This window comes from Pseudophaeobacter profundi, from assembly GCF_029697505.1.
Taxonomy (GTDB): Bacteria; Pseudomonadota; Alphaproteobacteria; order Rhodobacterales; family Rhodobacteraceae; genus Pseudophaeobacter; species Pseudophaeobacter profundi.
The window spans coordinates 96,558-111,185 of sequence record NZ_JARJEF010000006.1; the positions used below are offsets into that span (position 1 = coordinate 96,558).

At 60.3% G+C, this 14,628-nt stretch carries 17 protein-coding genes; 8 read left to right on the forward strand and 9 right to left on the reverse strand.

Translation table 11 applies throughout. The features are described from left to right. Nucleotides 1-213 precede the first annotated feature (213 nt). Genes P2081_RS11435 through P2081_RS11445 form a run of 3 tightly spaced genes read right to left on the reverse strand, consistent with a single transcriptional unit; the run spans nucleotide 214 to nucleotide 1,855 of the window. The gene (locus P2081_RS11435; RefSeq protein WP_278922999.1) at nucleotides 214-1,005 is read right to left on the reverse strand and encodes an SseB family protein; all 792 of its coding nucleotides are present in this window, start codon (nucleotides 1,003-1,005) and stop codon (nucleotides 214-216) included. Continuing rightward, nucleotides 1,002-1,592, reverse strand: a complete 591-nt coding sequence (locus P2081_RS11440) for a uracil-DNA glycosylase family protein (RefSeq protein ID WP_278923000.1) — start codon at nucleotides 1,590-1,592, stop codon at nucleotides 1,002-1,004. The genes P2081_RS11435 and P2081_RS11440 overlap by 4 nt, the downstream gene beginning before the upstream one ends. Before the next feature lie 59 nt (nucleotides 1,593-1,651). Next, entirely contained in the window at nucleotides 1,652-1,855 is a 204-nt protein-coding gene (locus P2081_RS11445; protein WP_278923001.1) for a hypothetical protein, read from the reverse strand. A gap of 91 nt (nucleotides 1,856-1,946) precedes the next feature. On the opposite strand from P2081_RS11445, the gene P2081_RS11450 reads away from it, so the two are divergent. The 4 genes from P2081_RS11450 to P2081_RS11465 are packed head-to-tail and all read left to right on the forward strand — an operon-like array spanning nucleotide 1,947 to nucleotide 6,692. Further along, nucleotides 1,947-2,606 (forward strand): ABC transporter ATP-binding protein, encoded by a 660-nt coding sequence (locus P2081_RS11450; RefSeq protein ID WP_278923002.1) that lies wholly within the window; start codon nucleotides 1,947-1,949, stop codon nucleotides 2,604-2,606. After that, nucleotides 2,584-4,335 (forward strand): KpsE/RkpR family capsule polysaccharide export protein, encoded by a 1,752-nt coding sequence (locus P2081_RS11455; protein WP_278923003.1) that lies wholly within the window; start codon nucleotides 2,584-2,586, stop codon nucleotides 4,333-4,335. The genes P2081_RS11450 and P2081_RS11455 overlap by 23 nt, the downstream gene beginning before the upstream one ends. 3 nt (nucleotides 4,336-4,338) lie before the next feature. Then, entirely contained in the window at nucleotides 4,339-5,172 is an 834-nt protein-coding gene (kdsA, locus tag P2081_RS11460) for a 3-deoxy-8-phosphooctulonate synthase (protein WP_278923004.1), read from the forward strand. 23 nt (nucleotides 5,173-5,195) lie between these two features. Next, nucleotides 5,196-6,692, forward strand: coding sequence for a phosphomannomutase/phosphoglucomutase (locus P2081_RS11465; RefSeq protein ID WP_278923005.1), 1,497 nt, complete (start codon nucleotides 5,196-5,198; stop codon nucleotides 6,690-6,692). 129 nt (nucleotides 6,693-6,821) lie between these two features. Here the strand turns inward: P2081_RS11465 and P2081_RS11470 are convergent, their stop codons facing one another. Beyond that, nucleotides 6,822-8,777, reverse strand: coding sequence for an AsmA family protein (locus P2081_RS11470; protein WP_278923006.1), 1,956 nt, complete (start codon nucleotides 8,775-8,777; stop codon nucleotides 6,822-6,824). A 193-nt stretch (nucleotides 8,778-8,970) separates the two neighbouring features. On the opposite strand from P2081_RS11470, the gene rimO reads away from it, so the two are divergent. Next, nucleotides 8,971-10,377, forward strand: a complete 1,407-nt coding sequence (gene rimO, locus P2081_RS11475; protein WP_278923007.1) for a 30S ribosomal protein S12 methylthiotransferase RimO — start codon at nucleotides 8,971-8,973, stop codon at nucleotides 10,375-10,377. Nucleotides 10,378-10,442: 65 nt separating this feature from the next. Here rimO and P2081_RS11480 read toward each other — a convergent pair whose 3' ends face one another. From P2081_RS11480 to P2081_RS11495, 4 genes are all read right to left on the reverse strand, one after another. Next, nucleotides 10,443-10,721, reverse strand: a complete 279-nt coding sequence (locus P2081_RS11480; protein ID WP_278923008.1) for a DUF6455 family protein — start codon at nucleotides 10,719-10,721, stop codon at nucleotides 10,443-10,445. A gap of 53 nt (nucleotides 10,722-10,774) precedes the next feature. After that, nucleotides 10,775-11,038: a DUF6455 family protein gene (locus tag P2081_RS11485; RefSeq protein WP_278923009.1), complete on the reverse strand. Its 264-nt coding sequence runs from the start codon at nucleotides 11,036-11,038 to the stop codon at nucleotides 10,775-10,777. A 133-nt stretch (nucleotides 11,039-11,171) separates the two neighbouring features. Then, nucleotides 11,172-11,555: a YigZ family protein gene (locus P2081_RS11490; protein WP_278923010.1), complete on the reverse strand. Its 384-nt coding sequence runs from the start codon at nucleotides 11,553-11,555 to the stop codon at nucleotides 11,172-11,174. Nucleotides 11,556-11,586: 31 nt separating this feature from the next. Further along, nucleotides 11,587-12,324 carry a M48 family metalloprotease gene (locus tag P2081_RS11495; protein ID WP_278923011.1) on the reverse strand — a complete coding sequence of 246 codons (738 nt, stop codon included), beginning with the start codon at nucleotides 12,322-12,324 and terminating at the stop codon, nucleotides 11,587-11,589. A 158-nt stretch (nucleotides 12,325-12,482) separates the two neighbouring features. Here P2081_RS11495 and P2081_RS11500 point away from each other — a divergent pair, with 158 nt between their 5' ends. Next, nucleotides 12,483-12,722 (forward strand): DUF8831 family protein, encoded by a 240-nt coding sequence (locus P2081_RS11500; RefSeq protein ID WP_278923012.1) that lies wholly within the window; start codon nucleotides 12,483-12,485, stop codon nucleotides 12,720-12,722. A gap of 103 nt (nucleotides 12,723-12,825) precedes the next feature. Here P2081_RS11500 and P2081_RS11505 read toward each other — a convergent pair whose 3' ends face one another. Further along, complete coding sequence (locus P2081_RS11505; RefSeq protein ID WP_278923013.1) at nucleotides 12,826-13,113, reverse strand: DUF167 domain-containing protein; 288 nt, start codon at nucleotides 13,111-13,113, stop codon at nucleotides 12,826-12,828. Nucleotides 13,114-13,279: 166 nt separating this feature from the next. Between P2081_RS11505 and P2081_RS11510 the strand changes: the two genes are divergently transcribed. Next, on the forward strand, nucleotides 13,280-13,858 hold the full coding sequence (locus P2081_RS11510; protein WP_278923014.1) for a nitroreductase family protein: 579 nt from the start codon (nucleotides 13,280-13,282) through the stop codon (nucleotides 13,856-13,858). Continuing rightward, nucleotides 13,855-14,547, forward strand: coding sequence for an EI24 domain-containing protein (locus tag P2081_RS11515; protein WP_278923015.1), 693 nt, complete (start codon nucleotides 13,855-13,857; stop codon nucleotides 14,545-14,547). Before P2081_RS11510 ends, P2081_RS11515 begins: the two co-directional genes overlap by 4 nt. Nucleotides 14,548-14,628: the final 81 nt, after the last annotated feature.

A 14,628-nucleotide genomic window follows, 5' to 3' on the forward strand; every position in this document is an offset into this window, starting at 1 on the left:
GTGACCCGTCCCGGTGCCCCATACCGGTGCAAGTCCGCAACAAATCGCAGCACTCAGGCTCTTGCCACTCGCTGTCGCCAGCCACTATCGCCGCGCATCGCGCGGCGCTGGGCCCAACGGGAAGACCCCCGCAAGGGGTGATGACGGGCGGGAGCCTCCCCCTGCAGGGTGATCATACTCTAAAGCCGCCGACATGACGTTCTGTCGGCCCAACTATTTCAGGATTGGCGGGTTCTCCGGGTCGCTGCCCGGAATGCGCGGCTGGTAGATCTTTGGCTCTTCCGGCAGTGGCAGATCAAACCGCAACCCAACCCGTGCCAGCCGGGCCGCCATCTGATCCGACCCGGCGAAGAACCCCACATCCAGGGCCCCGGCGGCAATCCCCGAAAAGGTCAGTGCCTCGCCAACCGCCTTGGCCAGGGCACCTTCGGCCTCGGGCTTGGCATCGACAAAGCCCAGCAAATGCCCCTGGCCACCCCCCTGATAGCGCAGAGAGACCAGATAGGCAGATGCGGCCAGACCTGCAGCGGTTGCCAGTTTGGCATCCAGGGCCCCCAGCAGAACCTCGGGTAGACCGCCAGGTGGCAAGAGCTCTTGGATCGCTGCCTCCACCTGATCTGGCACATTCTGCAGGGTCTCATGCAGCCAGGTAACGGCCTGTGCTGCCAGCAGCGTCGATGAGGGCGCAACCTCCAGGTTCACGCCAAGCCCGATCCCCTGCCCCGCCAGCATTTCGACCACCCCGCGCCCGGCCAGCCCGGCATAGGGCACCGCACGCCCGGCAAACTGTGCCAGCCGGTCTTCGCGGTCAAAGACCAGGACAAACCGCCCCTCTGGCGTTTCAAACAGCTCCGGTGAGATGCGATCCCCATCGGCCTCCTGGCTCAGCATCATAAAGAGTTCACTATCCGCCAGCCGCTCATAGAAGCGCAGCCTGACGCCATCATCCTCCGGTGCGGCCTGCATGGCTGCATGCGCCTGATCCAGTGGGGTTGTCTCGCTCATCTCATCAGCTCCTTTACCCGGCCCCGCAGAACCGGCAGCAGGTCTGCCGCGAACCAGGGGTTTTGTTTCAACCACCCGGTATTGCGCCAGGAGGGATGAGGCAAGGGAAAGACGCGCGGCGCATAGTCCCGCCAGGCGGCAACGCGTTGATTGACCGGGGTCTTCCCTTCTAGATGATAGCACTGCGCATGGCCACCGACCAGAACGGTCAGCTCTATATTCGGCAGTGCCTGCAGCACCTTGTCATGCCAGGTGCGGGCACAGATCGGCGGCGGGGGCAGATCCGATTTCTGCCGGTTATAGCCGGGAAAGCAAAAAGCCATCGGCACGATAGCCACCTGTGCGCGATCATAAAACTGCGCCTCCTCCAGCCCCAACCAGTCGCGCAAACGATCCCCCGAGGCATCGGTAAAGGGGCGCCCGCTGTCATGCACCCGCAGCCCCGGCGCCTGCCCCGCAATCAGGATGCGCGCGCCAGTGGCAAACCAGGCCACCGGGCGCGGCTGGTGCGCGGTCTGCGTCTTGGCAAACCGATCGGCACAAATTCGGCAGGCGCTGATCTGCACACAAAGCTCGTCTGCCTGCATCGTTTCCTCCTGTTCATCGCGGCCCGACGGCTGATCCGACGCGCGACTACGGCGCTACGTCACCGGTGCCAACCCGCCCGCGCCGCGACAGAGTTATCTGCATGGCGCTGCGCAAGCGCATTGTTTCCAAAATCAAAACAGTTAAAGGTATAATCCACCATCGTTTCGCGCATGATGCCTGCTTGACCTTGGCCCAATTGGTTACTCAATGATTGAATAATTATGCCATAATTCGACATAATAAAGCCCAAGTCAGAGGCCATACCCTTAACATTCCTGATATATTCTTCGCCCCATCGGGCCAGCACAAAGGCCAGAAAGCCAGCCGACCACCAGCACCAACCGGAACAAACGATGCTTGAATTTGAAAATGTCAGCAAGTCCTTCTGGACTGGAACCCAGCGCAAGGTCATCCTCGACCAGGCGTCTTTTCGGGTTGAGCTGGGCAAATCTCTTGGCATCCTGGCCCCCAATGGCACGGGCAAGACAACCCTGATCAATATGATGGCCGGGCTGGAAAAACCGGATGAGGGCGAAATCAGGCGCGGCTGCAAGATTTCTTTTCCGCTTGGCTTCATGGGGGGGGTTGTCAGCCGCCTGTCTGCCCTGGCCAACGCACGCTATATCGCCAATCTTTACGGTCTGGACCCCGACTATGTCGAAGCCTATTGCCGCTGGCTTTGTGGTCTGGGCGAATATTTCGACCAGCCCATTGGCACCTATTCTTCAGGCATGCGCGCCCGTTTCAGCTTTTCGCTGATGCTGGCTCTGGACTTCGACATCTACTTGATCGACGAAGGCATGCCCAGCACCACCGATGTGGAGTTCAACAAAAAGGCTGGCACGATCCTGCAGGAACGCTTGCAGACCACCACCATCATCATCGTCTCGCATCAGGCGAAGACCTTGGAAAAATTTGCCCGCTCGGCGGCTGTACTGCTGGACGGGCAATTAAATCAGTTTGAAACCTTGGAAGAAGCGAAACAGCTCTATGACTATCAAACCCAAGGCTAAAAAGTTCAGAATTCGCCGCAACCCCGCAACCGCGGGGGGCAGTCCCGCGACAGAACCAGCAGCTGCACGCGCAGTCCCAGCGCCGAGTGCCCAAAGCAGTGCTGACGCTGCCAGCGCCTCTGCCCAGATGGCCCCGGCCAGCTCTCGGCAGGCTGAGGCGATACCGTCCGATGCCGCGCAGGTCAGCGGCTCTGCCAGCCGGGCAGCGTCTGGATCCGACAAGGCTAAGGCCGCGCCAAAACCGGGGGGCGCCTTGTCAGGTGAGGTCAGTTCCGCCCGTGAAACCCAGCTGGAAACCAACATGGATGCGATCCGAAGCGAGGGGCTGACGGGGCGACAACTGCGCATGGCACGCCGCGTCGCACAAAAGCATAACCTGCCGGCGACCTCGGATTTTGAGGCCGTGCGGCTGCTGCGCGAAAAGGGCATTGACCCCTTTAAGCATGCCAACATGCTGGAACTGGTGGTGCCGCAAAACAAGGCCAAGCCAGACGGTGTCCCCGGTGGTGACAGCCGGGTACAACTGCCCCAGACCGTGCCGACAGCCAAGACCAATCTGCCCTCAACCGATCTGAGCCCGGCAGAACGACGCAACCGGGAAATTCAGGAAATTCAGCAAGATATCGCCAGACGACGCCGTCGTAAACTGGTTCTGTTGATGGGGCGCCTGGCCTTTTTTGTCATGCTGCCAACCCTGATCACCGGCTATTTCTTTTACGTTGTCGCCACTCCGATGTATGCGACCAAATCCGCCTTTCTGGTGCTAAAGGCTGATGGTGCCGGCGCTGTCAGTGGCTTGCTGAGCGGCACCCAGTTTGCCACCAGCCAGGATTCCATCGCGGTACAAGGCTACCTGGAATCCAAGGGCGCCATGCTGCGCCTGGATGATGAAATCGGCTTCAAATCCCATTTTTCCCAGGACTGGATCGACCCGATCCAGCGGCTGGATCCGAATGCAACCAATGAGCAGGCCTATAAAACCTACAAGCGCAACGTGAAAATCGGCTATGATCCCACCGAAGGCGTGGTCCGCATGGAGGTCTCAGCCGCCGACCCCGAGGTCTCGGCTGATTTTTCCCGTCGCCTGATTTCCTATGCCCAGGAAGAAGTGAACCACCTGTCGGAACAAAAGCGCGCGGATCAGGTGCGCGAATCCGAAGCCGCCCTGGTGCTGGCCGAAACCAAACGCCGCGAAGCCCAGCGCCGCCTGGTCGAGCTGCAACAAGATGGCACGGTGCTGGATCCTGAAGGCGTCATCCTGTCGCTGCGCTCGCAGATAAACACCTTTGAGGTGCAGTTGCAGCAAAAAGAGCTGGAACTGGCCGCCCTGATGGACAATACCCGCCCCAACCGCGCCAAGGTCGACGGTGTCGAGGCCGATATCGCGCGCCTGACTGTGGTGATCAATCGACTGAATGACCGCATGACCGATGCCTCGGAAGGCGAAAATTCGCTGGCCAATTCACGGGTGCAAATCCAGATGGCCCAGGCCGACCTCGCCACCCGCGATTTGATGCTGCAATCGGCTTTGCAGCAAGTGGAATCAACCCGTATGGAGGCCAACCGCCAGGTACGGTATCTGACCACCGCTGTTGCCCCCGTCGCAAGCCAGGAACCCTCGTATCCGCGCAAGTTTGAAAATACGATTTTGGCATTCCTGATCTTTTCCGGTATCTATCTGTTGTGTTCACTCACAGCATCCATTCTCCGGGAACAGGTTTCATCGTAAGTCATGAAAAACATCCAAGTCGCCGACCTCTCCATTGGCAATGATCGCCCCCTGACCATTCTGGCTGGCCCCTGCCAACTCGAGAGCGCAGATCACGCCCAGATGATTGCGGGCACCCTGAAAGAAGCCTGTGACAAGGCCGGGGCGCAATATGTCTTCAAGGGCTCTTACGACAAGGCCAACCGCACCTCGATCAATGCCAAGCCTGCGCTTGGCCTCGACAAGGGGCTGGAGGTGCTGCAATCCGTCAAGGATGCCATCGGCGTGCCTGTGCTCACCGATATTCACGAGGCCGAGCACTGCGCCCCCGTTGCAGCCGTGGTCGACATCCTGCAGATCCCGGCATTCCTGTGCCGCCAGACCTCGCTCTTGCTCGCGGCAGGGCACACAGGTGCCGTAATCAATGTCAAGAAAGGCCAGTTTCTGGCCCCTTGGGACATGCCCAATGTCGTGGCCAAGATCGAAAGCACCGGCAATACCCGCATCATGCTGACCGAACGCGGCGTCTCTTTTGGCTACAATCGTCTGGTTGTCGATATGCAAAGCCTGCCGGAAATGGCGCGCACCGGGTATCCGGTGGTGATGGATGCCACCCATGCCGTGGCCCAGCCCGGCGGTCTTGGCGGTGCATCGGGCGGCCAGCGTGAATTTGCCCCGGTCCTGGCCCGCGCCGCAGTGTCGACTGGCATTGCATCGGTCTTTATGGAAACCCACCAGGATCCGGACAATGCCCCCTGCGACGGGCCAAACATGATTTATCTCGATCAGATGCCGAAACTTATCGAGACCTTGATGGCCTTTGATGCGCTCGCCAAAGCCAACCCCATACATATTTGAGCCCAAAAGGGATTTTTTTTAAGATGAAGAAACCAAGCTCTCCGGTGCAGCCAAACACCTGGAATTTTTTGCGTGACCCGATGATTACCCCCACCGGCTTTCGTGAATATGATGCCCGTTGGAAATACCCCGAAGAAATCAACCTGCCCGGCATGACGGCGCTTGGCCTTGGCCTGGGCACCCAGATGCATCGCCGGGGCATTCCCCCGGTCATCGCCGTTGCAAATGATTACCGCGACTATTCTCTGGCGATCAAACAGGCGCTTATTCTGGGCCTGATGCAGGCGGGCATTCAGGTCAAGGACATCGGCCCGGCGGTGTCGCCCATGGCCTATTTCGCCCAGTTCCACCTGGACGTGCCTGCGGTCGCCATGGTCACCGCCAGCCACAATCCCAATGGTTGGACCGGTGTTAAAATGGGCTTTGAACGCCCCCTCACCCATGGCCCGGACGAAATGTCGGAACTGCGCGATATCGTGCTGAACGGCGATGGCGAGGCCCGCGCAGGCGGCTCTTACGAATTTGTCGATGGTGTCAAAGAGGCCTATCTTGACGATCTGGTGGGCGATTTCAAAATGACCCGCAAGCTCAAGGTCGTCTGCGCCACCGGCAATGGCACCGCCTCGGCCTTTGCGCCAGAGCTGTTTGAACGGATCGGCGTCGAAGTGGTGCCCAGCCACAACAGGCTGGACTACACCTTCCCCCACTACAACCCCAATCCCGAAGCCATGGAAATGCTGCATGATATGTCTGCCAGCGTCAAAGCCTCGGGGGCCGATATGGCGCTGGGGTTTGATGGCGACGGTGATCGTTGCGGCGTGGTGGATGACGAGGGCGAAGAGATTTTTGCCGATAAGGTTGGCGTCATCATGGCGCGCGACCTCAGCAAGATCTACCCTAACGCGACCTTTGTGGCCGATGTAAAATCCACCGGGCTCTTTGCCTCAGATCCGGAACTGATCAAAAACGGCGTGACAGCAGATTACTGGAAAACCGGCCACAGCCACATGAAGCGCCGGGTGAAAGAAATCGGCGCGCTGGCGGGCTTTGAGAAATCCGGCCACTATTTCCTGGCCGAGCCCATAGGCCGCGGGTACGACTGTGGCATGCGCGTTGCGGTTGAGATCTGCAAACTGATGGACCGCAACCCGGAAATGTCGATGTCGGACCTGCGCAAGGCGCTGCCCAAGACCTGGTCGACCCCAACCATGTCGCCCTATTGCGCCGACACGGAAAAATACACCGTACTGGACCGCCTGGTCGAAAAACTGGTCGCCAAACACGCCGCCAAAGAAACCATCGCCGGGCGCGCCATCAAAGAGGTGGTCACCGTCAATGGCGCCCGTGTGATCCTCGACAATGGCTCCTGGGGCCTGGTGCGGGCCTCCTCCAATACGCCAAACCTGGTTGTGGTCTGCGAAAGTTCAGAAAGTGAAGAAGAAATGCGCGCTATCTTTGCCGATATCGACGCAGTGGTCCGTAGCGAACCCCTGGTCGGGGACTACGATCAAACCATCTGATCCGATCTGCTGATCATCGCTCTTCAGCCAGGGTCTCCAATCGTAAAAGGGCCTGCCGAACGGCAGGCCCTTTTGCTTGATCGGTCCCGCCGCCAGGCGGGCCAATGTAACAGGGCGCGCTTCCCCGTATCAATCGCCCAGCAATAGGCGCTGCAACTGATCCTTGGCCTCCTGCTCGATACGGTCGCGGATTACCTCGTTCAGGTCCTGCTCTGGCGTGATCTCTGTTTCCAGCTCTTCGCTCAGCTTTTCACGCAGGCGCTCCTTGGCTTCGGCTTCCACCTCGTCGATCTGCGGTTGCAGCGCGTTTTTCAGATCAGGCCGAATCTTGGGGTCGGCCCAGGGACCGGTGATCGAAACGGGAATGGTCAAACCATTGCCGCCGTTCACCCCGGCAATCGTGGGTGAAAACAGATAGTCGAGATCCCGCGCCCCCAGTCCGATCCGCCCGGCCCCCTCGGCCCGCAACCCCTTGAGTGTCACAAGAAGATCATCATTTCGCATATTCCCCTGCGCGATGTCATAGCTGCCGGTCAACTGGTCAAACACCGTGCTGCCGCCATTGCCCTTGCCAGACCGCATCAGCCCCTCAAGGTCAAAGCCCGAAAAGAAGCCCTTGTTGACTTCTAGCCAGCCCTTGCCCGAAAGCGAGTGCATCAGCTCATCCACCGTGTTGCCAGAGGCAAGAAACTCCAGCTCGCCCAGCGCTTCGCCGTTCATCCGGTCATAGCCTGCGACCTGGTCCAACGCCTTTTCCAACCGGATACCGCTAAAACTCAGCTTGCCACCCGTCGAGAACCCATTGCGGTTATTGGCAACCACCTGCCCCTGCACCAGCCCATCAAACAGCACCGCCGGTTGCAATTTCAGCACCCCGCGCGCCCGATCCAGGGTCAGCGACAGCTTGCTGGCCCCCAACTCATAGCCAGCCGCATTCAGGCTCTTGAAGCTCAGCACTGCCGTGCCATTGGCCAGCCCCAGCGCCGCGGCATCTATCGCCTCTTTTGACCAGCCGACAGAACTGGCCGCCGCGCTACCGGAGGGCGCGCCGGATCCGCCCCCGGCCGCTACAGGCGCAAGCCCCGGCACCTGCAAATGCGTGCCGTTCAGCTGCGCGGTGAATTGCGGCACCTCCGTCAGGGTCAAATCCAGCGCCCCTTGCAACTGGTTGCCATCCAGATCCAACGCCATATCCCGCAGGGCCAGGCGGCCGTCTGTGGTATAGGTCGCATCCGCACCCAGGCTCAGCGCCTGACCCAGACCGCGTGGCAGGGTGATACCAGCCTGACCAAAGGCCGCGAGAAAGGCGCTGGTATCTGTCGCCTTGGCGGTGATCCGCCCGGTTGCCGCCCCGGTAAGATCGGCCCGCCCGTCAAAGCGCAGCATACCACCATCCGCCGAAACCGTGGCCCCGACCGAGGCGACATTGCCGCTCAGGAAAGAGGTAAAGGTGCCGACCTCGGCCTGTACACGCATGGGTGCCCCAAGCGGGAGGAAGTTCAAATCCACATTGACGGTGCCACTGGGGTCCGGCCAGTTCAAAACCAGATCCATCGCCGACAGTTCAACTGGTGCCCCCTGGTGCGGGCGATAGCGCACAGAGGCCCCGGCGAGGGTCAGTTTTTCGATGCTGATAGCGGGAATGTCGGCCTGCTGCCTCTGCGACTGCCCCCCGCTGCCCGCAGGGGCCGCAGCGCCGCGGCCCTCCAACACCCAGTTGCCCAGGCCATCCTCTCGCTCGCTCAGGTTCAGGTGCGGCAATAGCGCCGAAACCTCGGTAACGCGGACTTTACCCAGCAAAAGATCAGAGGCCGAAATCCCAATCGACAGGCGTTCAGCGGTCAGCATCGGCTCTGGCCCGGCCCAGTCCGCGTTGGACAGGGTGACCGCCTCGGATTTCACCCCGAGAATCGGCCAAAGCGTAAAGCGCACATCCCCAAGAAATGTCAGGCGTCGGCCCGTCTGGGCCTCGATCTGATCCGCAGCCAGACCAGCGATTTTCTCTCCCGGCAACACAAAGACCAGCGCAACCAGAAGCAACGCCGTCGCGACCAATGCGCTCAATATCCGAAAAATCCACCGCATGCTCTGCTCCTGCCCCTTGATTTCAAACAGATTAGCGCAAGCCACAGCAGGTGCAATGCGGCAATGCAAGGCTTTTGCGTCGCTTGCCCCGCCCTGTGGGGCCAATCCCGGCACAAAGACCGCAGAGGCATCACCGAGCCTGCATGCAAATCCTCCATTCCCAAAGGCGCCCGCCCGTACTATATGCGCAGCCATGACCAGCAATCCGCCAGAGCTTCGCCCCGACCTCGCCCCCAAAGCCATCCTGGGAGAGCCTGCCCGCGCGGGCCAGCCTACCCTGGGCATGGTCTCTCTTGGCTGCCCCAAGGCATTGGTTGATAGCGAACGGATTCTCACCCGGCTGCGCGCCGAAGGCTATGGCATCTCGCCAGACTACGCAGGCGCAGATGCGGTGATCGTCAACACCTGCGGTTTTCTCGACAGTGCCAAGGCTGAAAGCCTGGAAGCCATTGGCGAAGCTCTGAAGGAAAACGGCAAGGTCATCGTGACCGGCTGTCTGGGGGCTGAACCCGATTACATCCGCGAACATCACCCACGTATTCTGGCCGTCACTGGCCCGCATCAATACGAACAGGTGCTGGATGCGGTCCATGCCGCCGTGCCGGCCGACCCCAACCCATTCATTGATCTGCTGCCTGCCACTGGCGTGCAGCTGACGCCCCGCCACTTCAGCTATCTGAAGATCTCGGAAGGCTGCAACCACAAGTGCAAGTTCTGCATCATCCCCGATATGCGTGGGCGTCTGGCCTCGCGTCCGGCCCATGCGGTGCTGCGCGAAGCCGACAAGCTGGTCAAGGCCGGCGTGCGCGAGCTCTTGGTGATCAGCCAGGACACATCGGCCTATGGGCTGGATCGCAAATACGACGTGAACCCGTGGAACGGCGAAGAGGTCCGCAGCCATATCCTGGATCTATCGCGCGAGCTGGGCAAGCTGGCCCCGGCGGATGAACTGTGGATCCGGCTGCACTATGTCTATCCCTATCCGCATGTGCGCGACCTGATCCCGCTGATGGCCGACCCGGACAATGCCTTGCTGCCCTATATGGATATCCCGTTTCAGCATTCCCACCCGGATGTGCTGAAACGCATGGCGCGCCCCGCCCATACCGCCAAAACCCTGACCGAAATCGCCGCCTGGCGCGCGATCTGCCCCGACATCACCCTGCGGTCCACCTTTATTGTCGGCTACCCCGGCGAAACCGAGGCCGAGTTCCAGCACCTGCTGGACTGGATGGATGAGGCGCAGCTGGATCGGGTTGGCTGCTTTAAATACGAAAACGTCGCTGGCGCGCGCTCGAACGCGCTGCCCGATCATGTGGCCGACGAGGTAAAGCAAGACCGCTGGGAACGCTTCATGGCAAAGGCGCAGGCCATTTCAGAAGCCAAGCTGCAGGCGAAGGTCAGTCAGACCATGCAGGTCATCGTCGACGATATCGACGAAGACGGCATCGCCACCTGCCGCACCAAGGCTGACGCGCCGGAAATCGACGGCAACCTGTTCATTGATGAAGGCACCGATGGGCTATCGGTCGGCGATCTGGTGACGGTCGAGGTGGACGAGGCTGGCGAATATGACCTTTGGGGATGCATCCCGGAATAGATATGCTCTGGCAGCGTATGTTCTGGGTACAGGGGCGCTGACCGCGCTGTCATGGATTGCCACCGCTAGCGGGATCCGTCGCGCAGATGCAACAGGCGCGCAGCGTTGCTGCACTGGCCCAATGGCAGAACCGCAGATGGTGCGCCCCTGGCCCGTTCCTGCGCGTCCAGCCATCTTCTACAGCCCTCTGGCGCATCGCATCCACGACAAGAGGTGATCATCCCAGCCCAGTCTTCGGCGCTGATCTCGCCCCGGTGAAAGGCTTCGGTCAGATCTACGCCCAGGGCCTTTCCCATCCGGGCCAAGAGATGAAGATGCTGCATTGGCTCCCCAAGCGGATGCATGTCAAAGTTCCTTTACCGTGGAGAGTGGCGGCAATCAGAGCAGCCCGAGCGGATCAGGCGACAGCCTCTTTCAGGAACCCCAGCAGATCACGGTTGCGGCAATAGTCGGGTGCGACAGCCAGCCTATTCGTCCCCCGCGCGAGCTGTGCCGCGCAGTAGTTTGGATGGGCACAGCGACCGCACCGCAGGACCGCCTCGCAGATTTCATCAAACTGCAGCCGCCCGGAAATGGCCTCTTCCTGAAGATCCAGCCCAAGGGCCTGCCCCATGTCATCAAACAGGGCTGCATGTCGCGTGAGTGTTGGAAGGTCAGGCATGTTTTTTCCTCCGTCTGTGATGGCTGGAAAACAACCTAGCACCAAGGGGAACACTTGCTTTGATGCAGATCAACGCCAGCGCGGACAGCGCCGGAAAGCACGCCACAGAAAGCAGAGACAGGCCAAAGGCCACTTATCCCGCGCGGTGTTCCAGATAGGCGCGCACCGCGTCCTGCACCCGGCGAAACCGATCGCCACCCAGCTTCTTGCCGCCGTACCAGCGGGTCACGATGATAATGTGATCGCGCAGGTCTTCACGTTCCAGCATCCGCAGGATCACCATGCCCGCGCCGCTTTCGCCATCATCCGCCTTTAGCCCGCCTGTCGGCAAAAGGGCCGCCCAGGTGTTGTGCGTTGCCTTGGCGTAGCTGCGATCCTGTTTCAGGTCGGCCAGTACCTGATCGACCTGCCCGCGCGATGTCACAGGCGCGCCCGTCACCGCATAGCGCGAGCCACGATCCGTCAGAACCACCCCCAGCTGGGTCAGCGGAATGGCAGGGGTGTCAGTCGAGGTCATCTGGGGGCATCCGTTTTGTCACAGTGAAGGTTTAGTTCAAACCATAGCGTTGAATGGTCTGCTGCACCACGCGCACCCGGTCGGGATTGGCGGGATGACTGCCCAAGAAGCGATCCCCCGGATCGGGCAGACGATAAAAGAACTGCACGCCAACACTGGGCCGATACCCGGCCTTGTGGGTGATCAGCGTACCCAGTTCATCGGCCTCCAGCTCAAAATTCTTTGAATAGCTGCGCGCGCCAACACTGGCCCCAATGTCCTGAGCCGCCGACACATCTGCCGCCGTAGCCCCCGCAAGGCTTGCCAGGCCCGCCAGCAAAACGGCCCCCGCAACTGCATTTTGCTGCTGACGCGCCAGATGGCCACGGATGTGATGCGCCGCCTCATGCGACATGACAAAGGCCAGTTCATCGCGGTTGGCAATCTGTCCCAGCATCGACTGGGTAAAGGTGATCACCGGCCGCCCGGATTTATCAAGGCTTTGATAGGCGTTTGGCGGCGCATTCGGGTTCGGCTCTATCCGGATCAGGAAATCGCAGTTCACCCCTTTGGACAACTCGCGGCAGCTGCGTTCAGCAACCGGTTCCACGCTGCGGCTGACCGTGGCAAAGGCCTGCCGCGCCTGCGCCGGGGCCATGCCTGCAAGCTGCGGCGCCACCGATCCCCCACCCCCCGCTGAACCGGGAGGGGGCGCATCAATGTCAATGCCGCAGCCCGCCAGAAACGCAACGGTGACGGCAAGAGCCAGTTTGGAAATTGGACGGCGCATATCGGGTTCCCTGCTGCTGCCATGGATCATAAGCCGCATTGAGCCTGGGGTACAATCACAGTTCGCGGCATTGTACCCCACCGGCCCAATCTGGGGAACCTTGTGGCAGCCCCGCTATGGCCTTGCAAGTCTTTGGAAATGGGGGCACCCTATAAGCCATGTTTAGTATCGAACATGACTTTGACTGCACCACCGTCACCTTGCTGGATGAAGGGGTAACACCGCTGCAAGAAGACATTACACTCAATGCCTTTGCAGAATGTGTGACGATTGAACAACTGGATGCGCGCACCGATCAGGTGCAAAAGATCACCCTCTCTTATACTCAGGTGCGAGACCTTGCAGCCGCCCTGGACCTGCCCGAAGGCGTCTATCGACTGGTGACAGACAAGCCCTAGGCGCAAAACAGATCAGATCTGGTCTAGCGCTTGTCGCAACCATGTGCAGTCAGGCCGCATGCCTGCCCATCTGATTTCGCATGTTTGAGTTGCGCAACATGCGCTAGCGCGGCTCTGCACCGATATAGACAAAAACCTTGCTGCGAGAGGTGGCACCCCGGCGCAATTCCAGGTTGGAGCTGGCCGTCCCCATGGCGCGAGCCAAGAGCTGGCGCACCGCCTCGGTGGCCTTGCCATTTTCTGGCGCGGCCGTCACCGCAACCTTGATCAGGCCATCCGCCACGGTCAGGGCGTTCCTCGCCGCCTTTGGCACCACCTTCACGGCAATCAATCCATCCCTGACCGCAAGATGCGACAGATCCGGCAGGTCTTTCTTCTTTGGCTTTCCCATGTGCAAGGGATGCCTGCAAAGCCCCCCCATGACCAGAGATTTTTGCCGCGTCCCAGGCTGCTGCCGGGTCCTCTTGACGGGTTGCACAGAAACTGCGCTCCCCTCCTCTTGAATTTCCGCCTATAGATGCCGAAATTACGCTCATTGATGTAAAAAGGCTTTACATATGACCCAACCCAATGCTCCTGCCCTCCAATTCCTGCTGTCGCGGCGCTCTCGTCCGGCAAAGACACTGATCGCACCCGCCCCCAGCCGCGCAGAGCTGGCACCGCTGTTGCAGGCTGCGGCCCGCAGCCCCGACCACGGCAAACTGGAACCCTGGCGATTTGTGGTGATCGAAAAGGCGGCCATGGCGCGCCTCGCCGATCTGACCAGCCAGGCTGGCGCCCGTTTGGGCAAATCACCAGAGGATATTGCCAAGGGCCGCAGCCAGTTCGAGCTGGGGCATCTGGCCGTGGCGGTGATCGAGGTGCAGAAAGAAAGCGCAAAAATTCCAGCAATCGAACAAAGCTACAGCGCTGGGGCAGTCTGCCTGGCACTGTTGAATGCGGCTTTGGCGGCGGGCTGGGGGGCCAATTGGCTGTCAGGTTGGGCCAGCCATGACCGCCAGTTCTGCGAGGAAGGCTTTAACCTCGCCAAAAACGAGCGCATCGCCGGGATCATCCATATCGCCACCCAGGGCGCCATCCCACCGGAACGCCCCCGCCCGGATCTTGAAGAGCTGACCACCTGGATGTCGGCATGATATTTGATGCGTTTTTCAAAACTCTTGGCCAAATGGGCGACCCACGGTTTCGCCGGGTTCTGTTCCTTGGTGTCGGACTGACGCTGGCGCTGCTGATTGGCGCCACCCTTGGGTTTCTGGGGCTGGTGCAATGGCTGACCGCGTCCAGCGTTACCCTGCCATTGATTGGGTCCGTTACCTGGCTGGATGATGTGTTTTCCATCGGCTCTGTCATTTTGATGATGTTTTTATCGGTCTTCCTGATGGTGCCGGTGGCCTCGGCCATTACCTCTTTGTTTCTGGACGAGGTGGCGCAGGCGGTAGAAGACCGTCATTTCCCCCACCTTCCAGAGGTCGCGGCTATTCCCATCTGGGAAGCGGTCAAGGATACGATGAATTTTCTGGGGGTGCTGATCGGGGCCAATATTCTGGCGCTGATCCTCTATGTCATCTTCCCACCCGCCGCGCCCTTTATCTTTTGGGCCCTGAACGGTTTCTTGCTGGGGCGGGAATATTTCACCCTGGCCGCCAGCCGCCGCGTCGGCCCGGTTGAGGCCCGCAAGATGTGCCGCAGGCATCAGGGCACGATTTGGGGGGCCGGCATCCTGATGGCCATGCCGCTGTCGATCCCACTGGTCAATCTGGTGATCCCGATCCTGGGCGCGGCGACCTTTACCCACCTGTTTCATGCCCTGTGGCGCCAGGGTTGAAACGCCGACACGCCAAAGCAAGCACCCAAAAAACAATGACCCGGCAGCCACATAGCCTGTGGCGCCGGGTCTTTCGTTTGT

What these genes read in the sequence shown, in the direction of transcription:
- P2081_RS11435 (WP_278922999.1), bottom strand. Translation starts at nt 1,005, where the DNA reads ATGAGCGAGACAACCCCACTGGATCAGGCGCATGCAGCCATGCAGGCC.
- P2081_RS11440 (WP_278923000.1), bottom strand. Translation starts at nt 1,592, where the DNA reads ATGCAGGCAGACGAGCTTTGTGTGCAGATCAGCGCCTGCCGAATTTGT.
- P2081_RS11445 (WP_278923001.1), bottom strand. Translation starts at nt 1,855, where the DNA reads ATGGCCTCTGACTTGGGCTTTATTATGTCGAATTATGGCATAATTATT.
- P2081_RS11450 (WP_278923002.1), top strand. Translation starts at nt 1,947, where the DNA reads ATGCTTGAATTTGAAAATGTCAGCAAGTCCTTCTGGACTGGAACCCAG.
- P2081_RS11455 (WP_278923003.1), top strand. Translation starts at nt 2,584, where the DNA reads ATGACTATCAAACCCAAGGCTAAAAAGTTCAGAATTCGCCGCAACCCC.
- kdsA (WP_278923004.1), top strand. Translation starts at nt 4,339, where the DNA reads ATGAAAAACATCCAAGTCGCCGACCTCTCCATTGGCAATGATCGCCCC.
- P2081_RS11465 (WP_278923005.1), top strand. Translation starts at nt 5,196, where the DNA reads ATGAAGAAACCAAGCTCTCCGGTGCAGCCAAACACCTGGAATTTTTTG.
- P2081_RS11470 (WP_278923006.1), bottom strand. Translation starts at nt 8,777, where the DNA reads ATGCGGTGGATTTTTCGGATATTGAGCGCATTGGTCGCGACGGCGTTG.
- rimO (WP_278923007.1), top strand. Translation starts at nt 8,971, where the DNA reads ATGACCAGCAATCCGCCAGAGCTTCGCCCCGACCTCGCCCCCAAAGCC.
- P2081_RS11480 (WP_278923008.1), bottom strand. Translation starts at nt 10,721, where the DNA reads ATGCATCCGCTTGGGGAGCCAATGCAGCATCTTCATCTCTTGGCCCGG.
- P2081_RS11485 (WP_278923009.1), bottom strand. Translation starts at nt 11,038, where the DNA reads ATGCCTGACCTTCCAACACTCACGCGACATGCAGCCCTGTTTGATGAC.
- P2081_RS11490 (WP_278923010.1), bottom strand. Translation starts at nt 11,555, where the DNA reads ATGACCTCGACTGACACCCCTGCCATTCCGCTGACCCAGCTGGGGGTG.
- P2081_RS11495 (WP_278923011.1), bottom strand. Translation starts at nt 12,324, where the DNA reads ATGCGCCGTCCAATTTCCAAACTGGCTCTTGCCGTCACCGTTGCGTTT.
- P2081_RS11500 (WP_278923012.1), top strand. Translation starts at nt 12,483, where the DNA reads ATGTTTAGTATCGAACATGACTTTGACTGCACCACCGTCACCTTGCTG.
- P2081_RS11505 (WP_278923013.1), bottom strand. Translation starts at nt 13,113, where the DNA reads ATGGGAAAGCCAAAGAAGAAAGACCTGCCGGATCTGTCGCATCTTGCG.
- P2081_RS11510 (WP_278923014.1), top strand. Translation starts at nt 13,280, where the DNA reads ATGACCCAACCCAATGCTCCTGCCCTCCAATTCCTGCTGTCGCGGCGC.
- P2081_RS11515 (WP_278923015.1), top strand. Translation starts at nt 13,855, where the DNA reads ATGATATTTGATGCGTTTTTCAAAACTCTTGGCCAAATGGGCGACCCA.